Source organism: Clostridioides sp. ES-S-0001-03, assembly GCF_020676075.1.
Classification (GTDB): Bacteria; Bacillota; Clostridia; order Peptostreptococcales; family Peptostreptococcaceae; genus Clostridioides.
Window position 1 is genome coordinate 537212 of sequence record NZ_JACVWJ010000002.1, and the last position, 13961, is coordinate 551172.

General features: G+C 26.6%; 15 protein-coding genes. 14 read left to right on the plus strand and 1 reads right to left on the minus strand.

Going from position 1 to position 13961, the window contains the following annotated elements; translation table 11 throughout:
- The first annotated feature begins 268 nt into the window (after nt 1-268).
- The 9 genes from IC174_RS05685 to IC174_RS05725 all read left to right on the plus strand — a co-directional run bounded on the left by IC174_RS05685 (nt 269) and on the right by IC174_RS05725 (nt 8441).
- Nucleotides 269-1213, plus strand: a complete 945-nt coding sequence (locus IC174_RS05685) for an ATP phosphoribosyltransferase regulatory subunit (RefSeq protein WP_227482351.1) — start codon at nt 269-271, stop codon at nt 1211-1213.
- Between the two features lie 21 nt (nt 1214-1234).
- Complete coding sequence (gene hisG / locus IC174_RS05690) at nt 1235-1861, plus strand: ATP phosphoribosyltransferase (RefSeq protein ID WP_227432938.1); 627 nt, start codon at nt 1235-1237, stop codon at nt 1859-1861.
- A gap of 33 nt (nt 1862-1894) precedes the next feature.
- On the plus strand, nt 1895-2944 hold the full coding sequence (gene hisC / locus IC174_RS05695; protein WP_227482352.1) for a histidinol-phosphate transaminase: 1050 nt from the start codon (nt 1895-1897) through the stop codon (nt 2942-2944).
- A gap of 2 nt (nt 2945-2946) precedes the next feature.
- On the plus strand, nt 2947-3525 hold the full coding sequence (gene hisB / locus IC174_RS05700) for an imidazoleglycerol-phosphate dehydratase HisB (protein WP_227432940.1): 579 nt from the start codon (nt 2947-2949) through the stop codon (nt 3523-3525).
- Nucleotide 3526: 1 nt separating this feature from the next.
- Nucleotides 3527-4132, plus strand: coding sequence for an imidazole glycerol phosphate synthase subunit HisH (gene hisH, locus IC174_RS05705; RefSeq protein ID WP_227482353.1), 606 nt, complete (start codon nt 3527-3529; stop codon nt 4130-4132).
- Nucleotides 4129-4851, plus strand: coding sequence for a 1-(5-phosphoribosyl)-5-[(5-phosphoribosylamino)methylideneamino]imidazole-4-carboxamide isomerase (hisA, locus tag IC174_RS05710; protein WP_227482354.1), 723 nt, complete (start codon nt 4129-4131; stop codon nt 4849-4851). Before hisH ends, hisA begins: the two co-directional genes overlap by 4 nt.
- Nucleotides 4833-5591 (plus strand): imidazole glycerol phosphate synthase subunit HisF, encoded by a 759-nt coding sequence (gene hisF / locus IC174_RS05715; RefSeq protein ID WP_227482355.1) that lies wholly within the window; start codon nt 4833-4835, stop codon nt 5589-5591. The genes hisA and hisF overlap by 19 nt, the downstream gene beginning before the upstream one ends.
- A gap of 28 nt (nt 5592-5619) precedes the next feature.
- On the plus strand, nt 5620-6288 hold the full coding sequence (gene hisIE / locus IC174_RS05720) for a bifunctional phosphoribosyl-AMP cyclohydrolase/phosphoribosyl-ATP diphosphatase HisIE (protein ID WP_227482356.1): 669 nt from the start codon (nt 5620-5622) through the stop codon (nt 6286-6288).
- A gap of 815 nt (nt 6289-7103) precedes the next feature.
- Nucleotides 7104-8441, plus strand: a complete 1338-nt coding sequence (locus IC174_RS05725; protein ID WP_227432948.1) for an APC family permease — start codon at nt 7104-7106, stop codon at nt 8439-8441.
- A 93-nt stretch (nt 8442-8534) separates the two neighbouring features.
- Here the strand turns inward: IC174_RS05725 and IC174_RS05730 are convergent, their stop codons facing one another.
- The gene (locus IC174_RS05730; protein ID WP_227482357.1) at nt 8535-9383 is read right to left on the minus strand and encodes an MBL fold metallo-hydrolase; all 849 of its coding nucleotides are present in this window, start codon (nt 9381-9383) and stop codon (nt 8535-8537) included.
- A 502-nt stretch (nt 9384-9885) separates the two neighbouring features.
- On the opposite strand from IC174_RS05730, the gene IC174_RS05735 reads away from it, so the two are divergent.
- From IC174_RS05735 to IC174_RS05755, 5 genes are all read left to right on the plus strand, one after another.
- Nucleotides 9886-10719, plus strand: a complete 834-nt coding sequence (locus IC174_RS05735) for a polysaccharide deacetylase family protein (protein WP_227432951.1) — start codon at nt 9886-9888, stop codon at nt 10717-10719.
- Nucleotides 10720-10787: 68 nt separating this feature from the next.
- Complete coding sequence (locus tag IC174_RS05740) at nt 10788-11744, plus strand: peptidylprolyl isomerase (RefSeq protein WP_227482358.1); 957 nt, start codon at nt 10788-10790, stop codon at nt 11742-11744.
- A gap of 51 nt (nt 11745-11795) precedes the next feature.
- Nucleotides 11796-12278, plus strand: coding sequence for a sigma-70 family RNA polymerase sigma factor (locus IC174_RS05745; RefSeq protein ID WP_227432953.1), 483 nt, complete (start codon nt 11796-11798; stop codon nt 12276-12278).
- Between the two features lie 11 nt (nt 12279-12289).
- Nucleotides 12290-13159, plus strand: a complete 870-nt coding sequence (locus tag IC174_RS05750) for a DUF3298 and DUF4163 domain-containing protein (protein ID WP_227432955.1) — start codon at nt 12290-12292, stop codon at nt 13157-13159.
- Nucleotides 13160-13201: 42 nt separating this feature from the next.
- Nucleotides 13202-13957 carry a DUF3298 and DUF4163 domain-containing protein gene (locus tag IC174_RS05755; protein WP_227482359.1) on the plus strand — a complete coding sequence of 252 codons (756 nt, stop codon included), beginning with the start codon at nt 13202-13204 and terminating at the stop codon, nt 13955-13957.
- Nucleotides 13958-13961: the final 4 nt, after the last annotated feature.

Below are 13961 nucleotides of genomic sequence, written 5' to 3' on the forward strand. Positions count from 1 at the left end.
ATATTTGGGAGGAAATTATCATGGTGAGATTAAATGTAGAAAAATTAAATATAAAATTAAATCATCACCATCATCATAGATTAAAGGGATTGTAATATGAAATTGATTCATAGACACAAGCCCTGTTTTTAGTGTAATTGGTCTTGTATCTATGATGGGAAGTAATTTTAAAAGAAAATTATAGCCATATAGGTATAAAGCCTATATGGCTTTTTTATTGTTTTAAATTTGCAAATGTAAGAGTAATTTTAATGAAAAGGGTGAGAGTATGAAATTTTTAAGAATTGAAGATGAGGTTATTTATTCTAAAAAAAGATACAAATTAAAAAGAGAAATAGACAGGCTTTTCTTAGATGAAGAATATTTTCAAATAGAACCACAATTATTTGAAGAATATGATGAATTTACAAATATAAATAGTAAAATCCCAAAAGAATCTATGGTAAAGGTTGTAAATGGAAGAGTAATGGTGTTAAGAGCTGATATAACTACAAGTATAATAAAAAGCCTCATACCAAGATGGGAAGAGGGTTTAAAACTTAAACTTTTTTATAATTCATCTATATATAAAAATAAGAATACAGTTGGAATAAAAGAGATAAGACAGATAGGTTGTGAGTATTTAGGAGAATCTTCTGTAGAAGCAGATAGAGAAGTGGTAAAATTGGCCATTAAGATACTTGAAAAGTACAACAATAATTTCATTTTGGAAGTTGGGAGTAGTAAATATATTAATGGATTATTAGAGGAATTAAAATTGAATAAGAATTGTGAAAATCAAATTAAAAACTTATTATATACCAAAAATAACCATGAATTAAAAGTATATATTGAAGATTTAAAAATTAAAAATGATGTAAAAGAATTATTATCAAATATCTTAAGTTTTCAAGGTAATCTATATAATGTTATTGAAAAGACGCAAAAATTCTATTGTAATGATAAGATGAAACAAGCACTTGAAGAGTTAAAACAAATAAACGATTTAATTGAGGAATGTAATTTTTTAGATAAAGCTAGATTTGATTTATCAATGATTACAATGCTTGACTATTATGAAGGAGTTATGTTTAGAGGATACTATCCAGACTCATATAAAGAAATTCTAAGCGGTGGAAGATATGATTCTCTAACTAAAGAGTATGGAAAAGAAATTCCAGCTATTGGATTTACATTAAGTGTTGATGAGCTAATGAAGTATGTATATAAGTAAGATTGAAAAGGAGGTATTATTTTGGATTATTTAACTATAGCACTAGCAAAAGGAAGAATAGAAGGGGAATCATTTAAAAAATTTAAAAAAATGGGCTTGGGAGACAGTATAGATACTGATACAAGAAAGTTAATTTTTAAAGATGAAAAAAATAAAATCATATATATACATGTAAAACCATCAGATGTGGTTACCTATGTTGAAAAAGGAGTTGCTGACCTTGGTATAGCAGGGAAAGATACTATTTTAGAAAATGAAACAGATGTATATGAAATATATGATTTAGGTTTTGGAAAGTGTAAATTTGCAGTAGCAGGATTAAAGGGAGATAGCATATATAGAAAAGATGAATATTTAAAAGTGGCAACAAAGTACCCAAATATAGCAAAAAAATACTTTAAAGAAAAAGGTCAAAAAATTGAAATAATAAAACTAAATGGTTCTGTTGAACTAGCTCCAATAGTAGGCTTATCAGATGTAATTGTTGATATAGTTGAGACAGGTAATACACTTAAAGCAAATGGACTTGAAATATTAGAAGATATATGCGATATAAGCGCTAGGATTATATCAAATAGAGCTAGTTATAGATTTAAGTATGAACAAATTCAAAATATAATTCGTTTGTTTAAGGAAATTGATAACTAAAATATAATTAAAATTGACAAGGAGAGGTTTAGATTGAGAGAAAAAGAAAGTATAAGAGAACTAAAGGGATACGAACCAAATCATGTAAATTGTAAGGTAAAGCTTGATGCAAATGAAGGAAATAAAAAGTTGTTCAAGTATCTTGTTAAAGAGCTTGGAGATAGCGATATAGATTTAAATTTATATCCTGAAGACTCTTATAGCGATTTAAAAGAGTCTATAATAAATTATATAGATATTTCTGGAGTAAGTAAGAAAAACCTTTTAGTAGGAAATGGTTCAAGTGAAATAATTGATTTGATAATACATACTTTTGTAGATAAAGATGAAACAATATTAAGTTTTTCTCCAAGTTTTAGCATGTACTCTATATACAGTCAGATAAATGGTTCAAAGTTTATAGGTGTTGAGAGTGATGAAAATTTAGTTATAAATATAGATGATGTAATTGAAACAGTAAAAGAAAATAATCCAAAGATAGTAATTGTTTGTAATCCTAATAATCCAACAGGGGCAATACTTAAAAGAGAAGACATAATAAAACTTTTAAACTCAACTAACAGTTTAGTAGTTTTAGATGAAGCATATATGGATTTTGGGGAAGAAAGCATGTTAGAGAATGTTTTTGAGTATGAAAACTTAATCGTTCTTAGAACTCTATCAAAGGCATTTGGATTAGCTGGGATAAGAACTGGATATATGCTATCTAATAGTAGTTTGATAAACTCTGTTGAGAAGGTAAGACCTCCATATAACTTAAATTCATTGTCCGATTTCATTGCTACAAGAGCATTGAAAAATAAAGAAGTAGTTAAGTCTTATATAGATGAAGTAAAAAAAGAAAGAGAAAAATTGTATAAAGAAATAATTGATATAGGTATCAAAGCGTATGAGTCACAAGCAAACTTTATATTATTTTACTCTGAGATAGAAAATTTATCACAAAAGCTGATTGATAGAGGAGTACTAATAAGAAAGTTTAGTGGAAAACTAGAAAATTATTATAGAGTTACAATTGGTGATAAAGAAGAAAATATTATGTTTGCAAATGCTATAAAAGATATTTTTCAAAAGGAGAATTAGGTATGAGAGTTTGGAAAATAGAAAGAAATACACTTGAAACACAGATTTTAGTAGAACTAAACATTGATGGTACTGGAAAAGTTGAGGTAGATACTGGAATTGGATTTTTAGACCATATGCTTACTTTAATGGCGTTTCATGGTAAGTTTGATTTAAAGATTATTTGTAAAGGAGATATATATGTAGATGACCATCATAGTGTGGAGGACATAGGTATAGCTGTAGGAGAGGCATTTAAAAATGCTTTAGGGGATAAAAAAGGAATAAGAAGATATTCTACTATCTACATACCTATGGATGAATCTTTATCCATGGTGTCTATTGATATAAGCAACAGACCATATCTTGTATTTAATGCAAAGTTTGATACTCAAACGATTGGTAGTATGAGTACTCAATGTTTTAAAGAATTTTTTAGAGCTTTTGTAAATGAATCTAGAGTAACTTTACATATTAATCTTTTGTATGGAGAAAATGACCATCACAAAATAGAAAGTATTTTTAAAGCATTTGCAAGAGCATTGAAAGAAGGTAGCGAAGTAATTTCCAATGAAATAGCATCTTCAAAGGGGGTCTTATAAAATGAATATAATAGTAGATTATGGTCTAGGAAATATAGATTCTGTATCTAGAGGTTTTAAGAAGGCTGGAATAGAAACTAAAATTTCTAACAATTTAAATGAAATAAAGAAGGCAAATTCACTAATACTTCCAGGTGTTGGAGCTTTTAGAGATTCTATAAATGCTTTAAATAAGCTAGATTTGGTGCCAATAATAAAAGAACATGTGTCAAAGGGAAAGTTTTTAATAGGCATATGTTTAGGCATGCAATTACTTTATGAAAAAAGCTATGAATATGGAGAATATGAAGGGTTAGGTCTTATAGAAGGTAGCATTGATAAACTGGATATAAGTTTAAAAGTTCCACATATGGGATGGAATAATCTAAAATTTAATAAGAAAAATGATGATATTCTTAAATATATTAAAGAAGATGACTATGTATACTTTGTTCATTCATATTATGCAAATTCATCAAATGAAGAACTTGTTGCGTTTTCAGAGTATGAGAAGAAGATTCCAGCAATAGTTAGAAAAGATAATGTATATGGTATACAATTTCATCCAGAAAAAAGTGGAGAAGTAGGTTTAAATATATTAAGAGCATATGGGGAGATGATAAAATGATAATATTTCCAGCAATAGATATAAAGGATAACAAGTGTGTAAGATTAACTCAAGGTGATTTTGACAAAGTAAATGTATATTATGATAATCCATTAGAAGTAGCACATAAATGGAAAAATGAAGGTGCAGAATATATACATATAGTAGATTTAAATGGAGCTAGAAGTGAATTTGGTGTAAATACAAAAACAATTGAAAATATAGCAAACAACATAAAAATACCTATTCAAGTAGGTGGAGGGGTTAGAGATAAGGATAAAGTTCAAAGTTTAATAAAAGCAGGTGTTACTAGAGTGATACTTGGGAGTATCGCAATTGAAAATATGGAGTTAGTTGAAGAGTTGGTTAATGAATATCAAGAAAAAATTGTTGTTTCAATTGATGCTAAAGATGGAAAGGTAGCGGTTAGAGGTTGGGAAGTTGTAAGCAATGTAGATTCTCTGGCTTTATGTAAACAACTTGAAAAAATAGGAGTAAAGACGATTGTTTATACAGACATATCAAAAGATGGTATGCTTCAAGGTCCAAACTTTGATATATATGAAAAAATATCAAAAGAGACATCTTTAAATGTTATTGCTTCTGGGGGAGTGACTTCTATAGAAGATATTAAAAAACTTAAAGATATGAACTTATATGGAGCAATAATAGGTAAAGCACTTTATGATAAGAAGATAGACTTTAAGGAGGCTCAACAACTATGCTTACTAGAAGAATAATACCATGTTTAGATGTACGAAATGGAAGAGTTGTAAAAGGGAAAAAATTTACAGATATAGTGGATGTGGACAGTCCAGAAGTCCTTGGAAAATTTTATAGCGACTGTAGCGCAGATGAACTTGTATTTTATGATATAACTGCATCAAATGAAGACAGAAAGACATCTTTGGAATTTGTATCTAAAGTTGCAGAGAATATAAATATTCCATTTTGTGTAGGTGGAGGAGTAAATAAATTAGAAGACTTTACTAATATTTTAAGAAAAGGTGCTGATAAAGTTTCTATAAATTCATCAGCAGTAAAAAATCCTGAATTAATAAGAGAAGCCTCACTAAAGTTTGGTGCACAATGTGTAGTTTTATCAATAGATGCAAAAAAAAATGAAGAGGGTTCATGGAGTGTATATGTAAAAGGTGGTAGAGAAAAAACTGATTTAGATGCAATTGAATGGGCAGTCAAAGGTGTTGAACTTGGAGCTGGAGAGATTGTTGTAAATAGTATGGATGAAGATGGAATGAAAAATGGATATGATATAGAGTTACTGTCAAAAATAACATCTTTAGTAAATGTACCTGTTATAGCATCTGGAGGGGCTGGGAAAATGGAAGATTTCTATGAAGCAGTCAAAGAATCTAATGTAGATGGAATCTTAGCAGCATCTGTTTTTCATTTTGGAGAGATAAAAATAAAGGATTTGAAAAAGTATTTAAAAGAAATGGGTGTAGAAGTAAGATTATAAATTAAATATCTATAAGGAGATTGGAAAAATGAATGATAAATGTAATAATGTATGCAGTGAAAAATTTGAAGAATTTATAAAAAATGTAAAATTTGATGATAAAGGATTAGTTCCTGCTGTTATTCAGGATGTAATAAGTAAAGATGTATTGATGTTAGCATATATGAATGAGGAGTCTATAAAGAAAACTTTAAAAGACAAAATAGCCTGTTACTTTAGCAGAAGTAGACAAGAATTATGGGTTAAAGGTGAGACATCTGGAAATATTCAAAAAGTGGTCAAGATTTCTTATGATTGTGATGTGGATACAATATTACTTTTAGTTGAACAAACAGGTGTAGCTTGCCATACAGGTAATTACTCTTGTTTCTATAGAAATTTATTTGATGATACTGATAAAATTGACTTTGAAGTACAAAAAAATACATTAAAAGAATTATATGATTTAATAAATGAAAGAAAAAACAATCCTATTGAGGGGTCTTATACTAACTATCTATTTGACAAAGGTTTAGATAAAATTCTTAAAAAAGTTGGAGAAGAAAGCAGTGAAGTAATTATAGCCTCAAAAAATGAAGATAAAAGTGAACTTATTTATGAGATTAGTGATTTAGTATATCATACATTGGTTTTAATGATAGAAAAAGGTGTTGAAATTGATGAAATAAAAAAAGAATTAATTAAAAGAAGAAAATAGAATAAAAATAGATTGATAGAAAATAAGAAAGTATACCGTTTTTTAAAAAAAACGGTATACTTTCTTATTTTCTGTTTTATATTATAGAGGAAAATCACAGGTTTCTTACTTAAGTTTATTATGTATACAATTTATCAATAAAACGATTATAATACATTATTTATTTTAGAAAAAATATGATTATATAATTAATATTTAAGAAAAATAATTTTAAATTAATTTTCATATTGAATAATATGGGCTGAAAAAGGATATGTTTTAAGATGAAATAGATATAAATTTTAATAAAAAGTAAAAGTTTTCAAAACTAATATTTTATTTTTTACTAAAAAATAAAATATTAGTTTTGATTTATGGTTTAATTTGGGTTATAATAAATTGTTAAATTATTTATTACTATAAAACAAGCTATAAAATAAATAAAAGTGATACTATTTAGTCAAAAACATTAATAATAAAATACAAATTACAAAAATATAATAAAATGTTTTTGAAAACAGTGAAAATTTATTGCAAAAGGTTTAAATTAACTTTTACTTGTGGATAGAATCTATTTTAATAGATAAATAGATATTGAAATGTAAAACAATTTAACTGTTATGAAGAATGTATCATCATATTGGGATTTTTAATTTTTATAATTTTTTTAAAAAATTTTAATTTTACTTAAAAATTAAAATTTACAAAAGTTTAGCATATGTTATTTTATCTTAATAAATAATAAAAACTATTTTTCTATAATATTGGCATAGTAGATGCTTATATAACTATGAAATTAAAATTAAAATTAAATAGGATGAAATAGGAGGAAAAAAATGGGAAATAGTGAGCTAAAAAAGACTCTTGGTGTATCTGCAGCATTATCAACTGTTGTAGGTTCAGTAATAGGAGCAGGTGTATTTTTTAAACCGCAGGCAGTTTATACATTAACTGGAGGAGCTCCAGGACTCGGTATATTGGCATGGTTAATAGCAGGAATCATAACTATAACAGCTGGTCTTACAGCTGCAGAGGTATCAGTTGCAATACCAAAAACTGGTGGAATGATGGTATATATAAAAGAGATTTATGGAGATAAATTGGGATTTTTAACTGGATGGATGCAAATTGTATTATTTTATCCTGGGATGATGGCAGCATTAGGTGTCATATTTGGAGAGCAAGCATCAGCTTTAATTGGTAATTCATCATTATTACTTCCAATAGCAATTGGAATTATAGTGATAGTTGCAGGGCTGAATATGTTGGGTTCAAAAACTGGGGGAGCTATACAAACAATTTCTACAATATGTAAATTAATACCACTTATATTAATAATGATTGTTGGATTTATTAAAGGCGGTGGAGATAATCCAATACTTAGTCCTATGGTTGGTGAAGGATTAAGTCTAGGAAGTGTAATAGGTCAAGTTTTAATTGCTATATTATTTGCATTTGATGGATGGATGAATGTTGGTACTTTGGCTGGAGAAATGAAAAATCCAGGAAAAGACCTTCCAAAAGCTATAATAGGTGGATTATCAGTGGTTATGGCTGTTTACTTTGTAATAAACTTAGCATATCTTTGGGTATTACCAGCTAGTGAGCTAGCTAATTACGCTTCACCAGCATCAGCAGTTGCTGAGGTTATATTTGGTTCAATAGGTGGAAAAATAATATCTGTAGGTATATTAATTTCAGTATTTGGAGCATTAAATGGATTCTTATTAACTGGTTCAAGAGTGGCCTATACTTTAGCAACAGATAAAACTTTGCCTAAATATAAAGTATTTTCTAAATTAAATTCTGCTCAAGTTCCAGCAAATTCTATAGTATTAGTATCTGTTCTTGCAGCTATCTATGCTTTATCAGGTCAATTTAATTTATTAACTGATTTAGCAGTATTTGCTACTTGGATATTCTATGTATTGACATTTATAGGGGTAATGAAGCTTAGAAAAACTCACCCAGATATACCAAGAGAATACAAAGTACCACTATATCCAATTGTTCCAATAATAGCTATAGTGAGTGGTATATTTGTCGTAGTTAATCAATTATGCTTCGCGGGTATGAAAACTACTATGATATCTGTTGGAGGTCTTATAATAACAGCTATAGGCTTGCCAGTGTATGCTTATATGACTAAGAAAACAAAAAATGAGTCTAACTAGTTTATAAATACTTTATGATTATATAAAAAATAAAATCCCAATCTATAATGTAGATAGATTGGGATTTTATTTTTTTATTTTTAGCTTTTATAATTACACCTCTAAAAAATCACCTGTCTTAAAATACTCTATTTTGTCTCCAAGTAATTTTTTCATGTAATCAAATGCAACTAATCCTGTACAATGGAATGTATATATTTTCTGAAAACCAATTGTGTTAAGTTCCTTTATGACATCATCTATGTATTCTGTAGAACAGTTAAGTCCACCTTGTTTTGATAAATTATCCATATGAAATCCTCCAATAATAAACTTAATTGATTTATCTGGAAAGTATTTTTTAACAGTATGAGCGATATTTACAATTCCACTATGGCTACAACTACTTATTATTGATACATAGTCTCCATCCACATATACTAAGAATAATTCGTGTTTAAAATCATCTTCAATAAACATATTGTCCTTAAATTTTAACAGATTTTTATCTCTACAAAAGAAATCTTTATTATTGTTTTTATCAGAGAAGATATAAAGATTTTCACTAAGTTTGTAAAAATCATCTATCCAAATGAAGTTTTTATTAAAATCTTCAAATAAGCCCTTTCTATTTCCTATATAGTAGTTTTCTTGCTCATTTTCGTTATGGTAGAAATATTCATATAATTTAGCTTGAGATTTTATATAAACATTAATATCTTTATTAATTTCAAAAAATTTATCTATACCGCCAATATGGTCGGAATGATTATGAGATATTACAAGTGCATCTAAATTTAATAAATCAACATTTAAATTTTTAGCATTTTCTATAAAATTTCCACTTTTTCCTGTATCTAATATATAGCTTTTATCATTAATTTCTAAAAATAAAGATAAACCATGTTCAGATTTTAAGTTTTTGGAGCCAGAAATATTTTCAATTAAAGAAATTACCTTCATAAACAATACCTCCCAATAATATTTTTAGAATTTTTATACAACTAATACTTATATTGTAACAAATTATTATGTTGTAATGTAAAAAGTTTCCTATAAAGTATAACACTTTGTAGACAAGTTTATAAATTTTTATTTAATAACAAAAACAAATGTATATGAATATATAACATATAAGGTCAAAACAAGAAATAATATTGTTTTCTTAATATATTTCTTATTTTAAATTTCTATTTTATAGAAAAAAAATTATAAATTTTAAAAATTAGAAACGACATTTTAACTAGTATTAATTGTAAAAAACACTATATAATACTCAATTTTCAACATTCTATACAATTATACAGAAATTATACAGCATAATAATCAGCAAAATAACAAATTTTAAAAATTAAGTAAAACTTTTTGTCGAAGTTCAACGTCTATATATATGTAGTGTAGATTCTGATTCTAAAATACTACAAAAATATAAATGTAAAAATATAGTAATATTGGAGGTCGAACGATGAGAAATAAAAAGAAAAAAATAAATAGAAAGAGATTGTATTTGCTTTTAAGTGCTATAGTAGTCTGTTTAGCATTTATAATAATTGGCATACGAGTTAGTTATATGAACATGAAAGAAGATGAAATTAGTAGAAATGCTAAACTATCAAGTTCTACTATTACAGATATAATATCTAATACATCAGCAGAAGTTAGTAAAGGGCCTAGTAAAAGTTCTGGAAAAGTAGCATACATAACTATAGATGATGGTCCATCTAAATTTACTGACCAAATGATAAAAACTTTAAATAAGTATAATGTTAAAGCAACTTTTTTTATGATAGATGGAAATATGAAGGAATATCCACAGCAAGTTAAAAATATAATTAAAAATGGGAACACAGCAGGTTTTCATAGTGTATCTCATGATATTCATAAACTTTATGTTACTAGTACATCAGCAAAAGATGAATTTGATACGAATGATCAGACTCTTTATAGTATAACTGGTAAACATTCAAAAGTAATAAGAATTCCTTATGGAAGTAAACCATATACTCCACAAGCTTCATATCAAGCCTTAGTTGATGCAGGGTATAAAATTTGGGATTGGGATTTAGATACTGAAGACTGGAAATCTAATTCTGCACAAATTGTACAGAATGTAAAAGCTCATATTAAGAATAGAAAAGGTGAAGATAAGGATCAACTTGTAGTTTTAATGCATGAGAAAAAACAAAGTGCAGAAGCTTTAGATTCAATTTTAAAATTTTTATCAGATGAAGGCTATGAATTTGCAGCAGTAGAGCAAAATCAGATACCAAAAAATTATTGGTTACGTAATTTGGAATAGTAAAAATAAAAAATGTTGATTAAGAGTTTTAAAAATTGAAAATAAAAAATGAGTGAGGTGTAAGTGTTTTGAATAAAAAACTTTGTGTAGGAATGGTCGGAGTACTATCTTTAATGATGGTTGGTTGTAATAAAAGTTTAGCTAAAGTGAATGATGTAGAAATCACAAAGGCGCAATATGAAAAAACAAAGGCAGTATTATCTGCTACTAACAGTTATATAAATGGTCAATCTTTAGATGAAATGGAAAAAAGTTTAGATAAAAAAGGTAGAAATAAATTAGAAAATGTTATAATATCGTTTATGGTGGATAATGAACTTTTATATCAAGAGGCTAAGGATAAAGGATTAACTCCAAGTAAAGGTGAGATAGACTCAAAATATCAAGAACTAGAAAATGAAATGAATTTGAATACAAGCTATAAAGAAAAAATGGACAAAGCAGGTGTAGATAAGGAATATTTAAAGCAAGAAATATCTAGAGATTTAGCCATAGACAAAAGTAAAAAAGCCTTTGAAAATAAAATAAATATAAGTGATGCTGAGATGGAATCTTATTATGTAAATCATAAAAAAGATTTTAACGTAGAAGAAGTAAGTGCTTCTCAAATATTGATATCAACTTTAGACAAAAATAAAAAAGAAGTAAGTAAGGATAAAAAAGAAGCTTTAAAAAAAGAGGCAGAGAGTATATTGACTAAAATCAAAAATGGAGAAAGTTTTGAAGCATTGGCTAAAAAATATTCAGATGACAAAGCGACTGGAAAAAATGGAGGTCGGCTAGGATATTTTTCAAAGAATGATAAAAATGCTGAATTTACAAAAAAAGTATTCAAATTAAAGAAAAATGAGGTTTCAGGTGTTTTTGAAACTAGTTATGGATATCATATAGTCAAAGTTACTGATAAAAGAGAAAGACAAAAAAGTCTTAATGAGTGTCAGAGTTTAGTAAGAGAATCTATTTTAAACGAAAAATATATTGAGCACATAAAAAAATTGAATGAAAGTGCAAAAGTAGAGAGATAGAATCTATAAAAACTCAATCCTAGCCTGTAGCCGGAGGGAGATTTTACAGGAATGTTTAAGAGTTTAAAGAGAAGGAAAGTTGAGAGATACATTATCGATAATAAAGACTCTTTTTATAGAATTGCATATAGTTATACAAAAAATGAAGAGGACGCATTAGATGTGGTTCAAGAAGCCATGTATAAGGCTCTATATTCAGTAGAAAACCTTAAAGAAGTAAATTATATAAAAACATGGTTTTATAAAATTCTAGTTAGAACGAGTATAGATTTTATTAGAAAAAACCGCAAATATAATAATATGACAGATATCACTCTTATAGATGAGACAGGAGAATGTGATAAGTATACTGATTTAGACTTAAAAAAAGCATTAGAAGAATTACCTATTGAATATAAATCTATTATAATATTGAGATTTTTTGAGGATTTAAAGATTGAAGAAGTAGCAATAATATTGGATGAAAATGTGAATACTGTTAAAACTAGGTTATACACTGCTTTAAAAAAATTAAAATTAAAAATTGAAGAGTAGGGATAAAAAGAATGACGAACAAAGAAAGGTTAGATAAGTTAAGAGATGAGTATCATAAAATTCCAATACCAAAGAAACTAGATACTATAATAAATCATAAAAAAATAAAAGATATATATTGCGAACAAAATAAAAAGATAAATAAATGGAGATTTAAAGTCATTATGGCTTCAGCCTGTATGTTTATAGTATTAGTAAATATTAGCCCTGTATTTGCAGATAACTTTTCTAAATTACCTATAATTGGAGGATTAGTAAAAGTAGTAACTATAAAAAATTATAGTTTAAAAAACGAAAACTATGAAGCTAAAATTGATATTCCTAAAATACAAGGTTTAAAAGATAAAAATTTAGAGAAGAGATTAAATAATAGTTTTATGGAAGATGGAAAGAGGCTTTATGATGAATTTCAAAATAGAATGGAAAAAATAGAATTATCAAAAAATAAGGAACATAAGTATTTAAGCTTAAGTTATAGTGTTAAAAATAATTCTAAAGATTTTCTATCAATAGAAATGACAAAAAATGAGATAGAAGCATCATCATATGTGAGCAAAATACATTATAATGTTGATAAAAAAAGACAAATAGTTTTAACTTTACCTATGCTTTTTAAGGATGATAAATATGTAAAAGTTATTAGTAATAATATAAAAGAACAAATGCGAAATCAAATGAAAAATGACAGCACAAAATCATATTTTATAGATCAGGGAAAAGATTCTCCTGTTAAAGATTTTAAAACAATAAATAAATATCAAGATTTCTATTTTAATAAAAATGAAGACCTTGTAATTTGTTTTGACCAGTTTGAAGTAGCACCTGGTTATATGGGTTCAGTAGAATTTGTAATTCCATATAAAGTAATAAAAAATTTGTAAATAGAATAGTAATTTATATATAAATATATTAAGGAGGTTAATATGAATACATATAAAAAACTTAAAAAATCTATATTTAAAATTGCTGTGATTTCAGTGTGTCTACTTGTAGCATTAGTAAATGTAAATCCTATATTTGCAGGAAGTTCTTCTGATAGAGTTATAAAAAATAATCCGATAAAAGTGATAAATGCTAAAAATTATAGTTTGAAACAAGATAATTATGAAGTCAATATCAAAATTCCTAAGATAGAAGGTTTAAAAGATAAAGATTTAGAGAATAAATTAAACAATGAATTTATGGAAAATGGGAAAAAACTTTATAGTGAATTTCAAAATAAAATGAAAAAAGAAAACAATAAAGGTCATAGATACTTAAATGTAAGTTATAGTGTAAAAAATAATTCTAAGGACTTTTTATCTATAGAAGTTAAAAAAGAAGAGATAGAAGCTTCCTCATATGTAACTAAAACACATTATACTATTGATAAAAATAGAGAAATACTATTAAACTTACCAATATTTTTTAAAGATAGTAGATATATGGATGCTATAAGTGATAATATAAAAGGACAGATGAAAAATCAAATTAAGAAAGACAATACAAAATCATATTTTATAGACCAAGAAAAAGATTCCCCAGTAAAAAATTTTAAGTCTATAAATAAGTATCAAGATTTCTATTTTAATAAAGATGGAAACCTTGTAATTAGTTTTGATGAATATGAAGTAGCTCCTGGGTATATGGGGCCAGTTGAGTTTGTAATACCAGACAAAGTAATAAAAAACTTAAAGTAGACAT

Excerpts from the sequence above, each read along its gene's own strand:
- hisB (WP_227432940.1), top strand. The coding sequence starts at position 2,947 with ATGAGAGTTTGGAAAATAGAAAGAAATACACTTGAAACACAGATTTTA.
- IC174_RS05750 (WP_227432955.1), top strand. The coding sequence starts at position 12,290 with ATGACGAACAAAGAAAGGTTAGATAAGTTAAGAGATGAGTATCATAAA.
- hisIE (WP_227482356.1), top strand. The coding sequence starts at position 5,620 with ATGAATGATAAATGTAATAATGTATGCAGTGAAAAATTTGAAGAATTT.
- hisA (WP_227482354.1), top strand. The coding sequence starts at position 4,129 with ATGATAATATTTCCAGCAATAGATATAAAGGATAACAAGTGTGTAAGA.
- IC174_RS05745 (WP_227432953.1), top strand. The coding sequence starts at position 11,796 with ATGTTTAAGAGTTTAAAGAGAAGGAAAGTTGAGAGATACATTATCGAT.
- IC174_RS05735 (WP_227432951.1), top strand. The coding sequence starts at position 9,886 with ATGAGAAATAAAAAGAAAAAAATAAATAGAAAGAGATTGTATTTGCTT.
- hisF (WP_227482355.1), top strand. The coding sequence starts at position 4,833 with ATGCTTACTAGAAGAATAATACCATGTTTAGATGTACGAAATGGAAGA.
- IC174_RS05755 (WP_227482359.1), top strand. The coding sequence starts at position 13,202 with ATGAATACATATAAAAAACTTAAAAAATCTATATTTAAAATTGCTGTG.
- IC174_RS05685 (WP_227482351.1), top strand. The coding sequence starts at position 269 with ATGAAATTTTTAAGAATTGAAGATGAGGTTATTTATTCTAAAAAAAGA.
- hisH (WP_227482353.1), top strand. The coding sequence starts at position 3,527 with ATGAATATAATAGTAGATTATGGTCTAGGAAATATAGATTCTGTATCT.
- IC174_RS05730 (WP_227482357.1), bottom strand. The coding sequence starts at position 9,383 with ATGAAGGTAATTTCTTTAATTGAAAATATTTCTGGCTCCAAAAACTTA.
- IC174_RS05725 (WP_227432948.1), top strand. The coding sequence starts at position 7,104 with ATGGGAAATAGTGAGCTAAAAAAGACTCTTGGTGTATCTGCAGCATTA.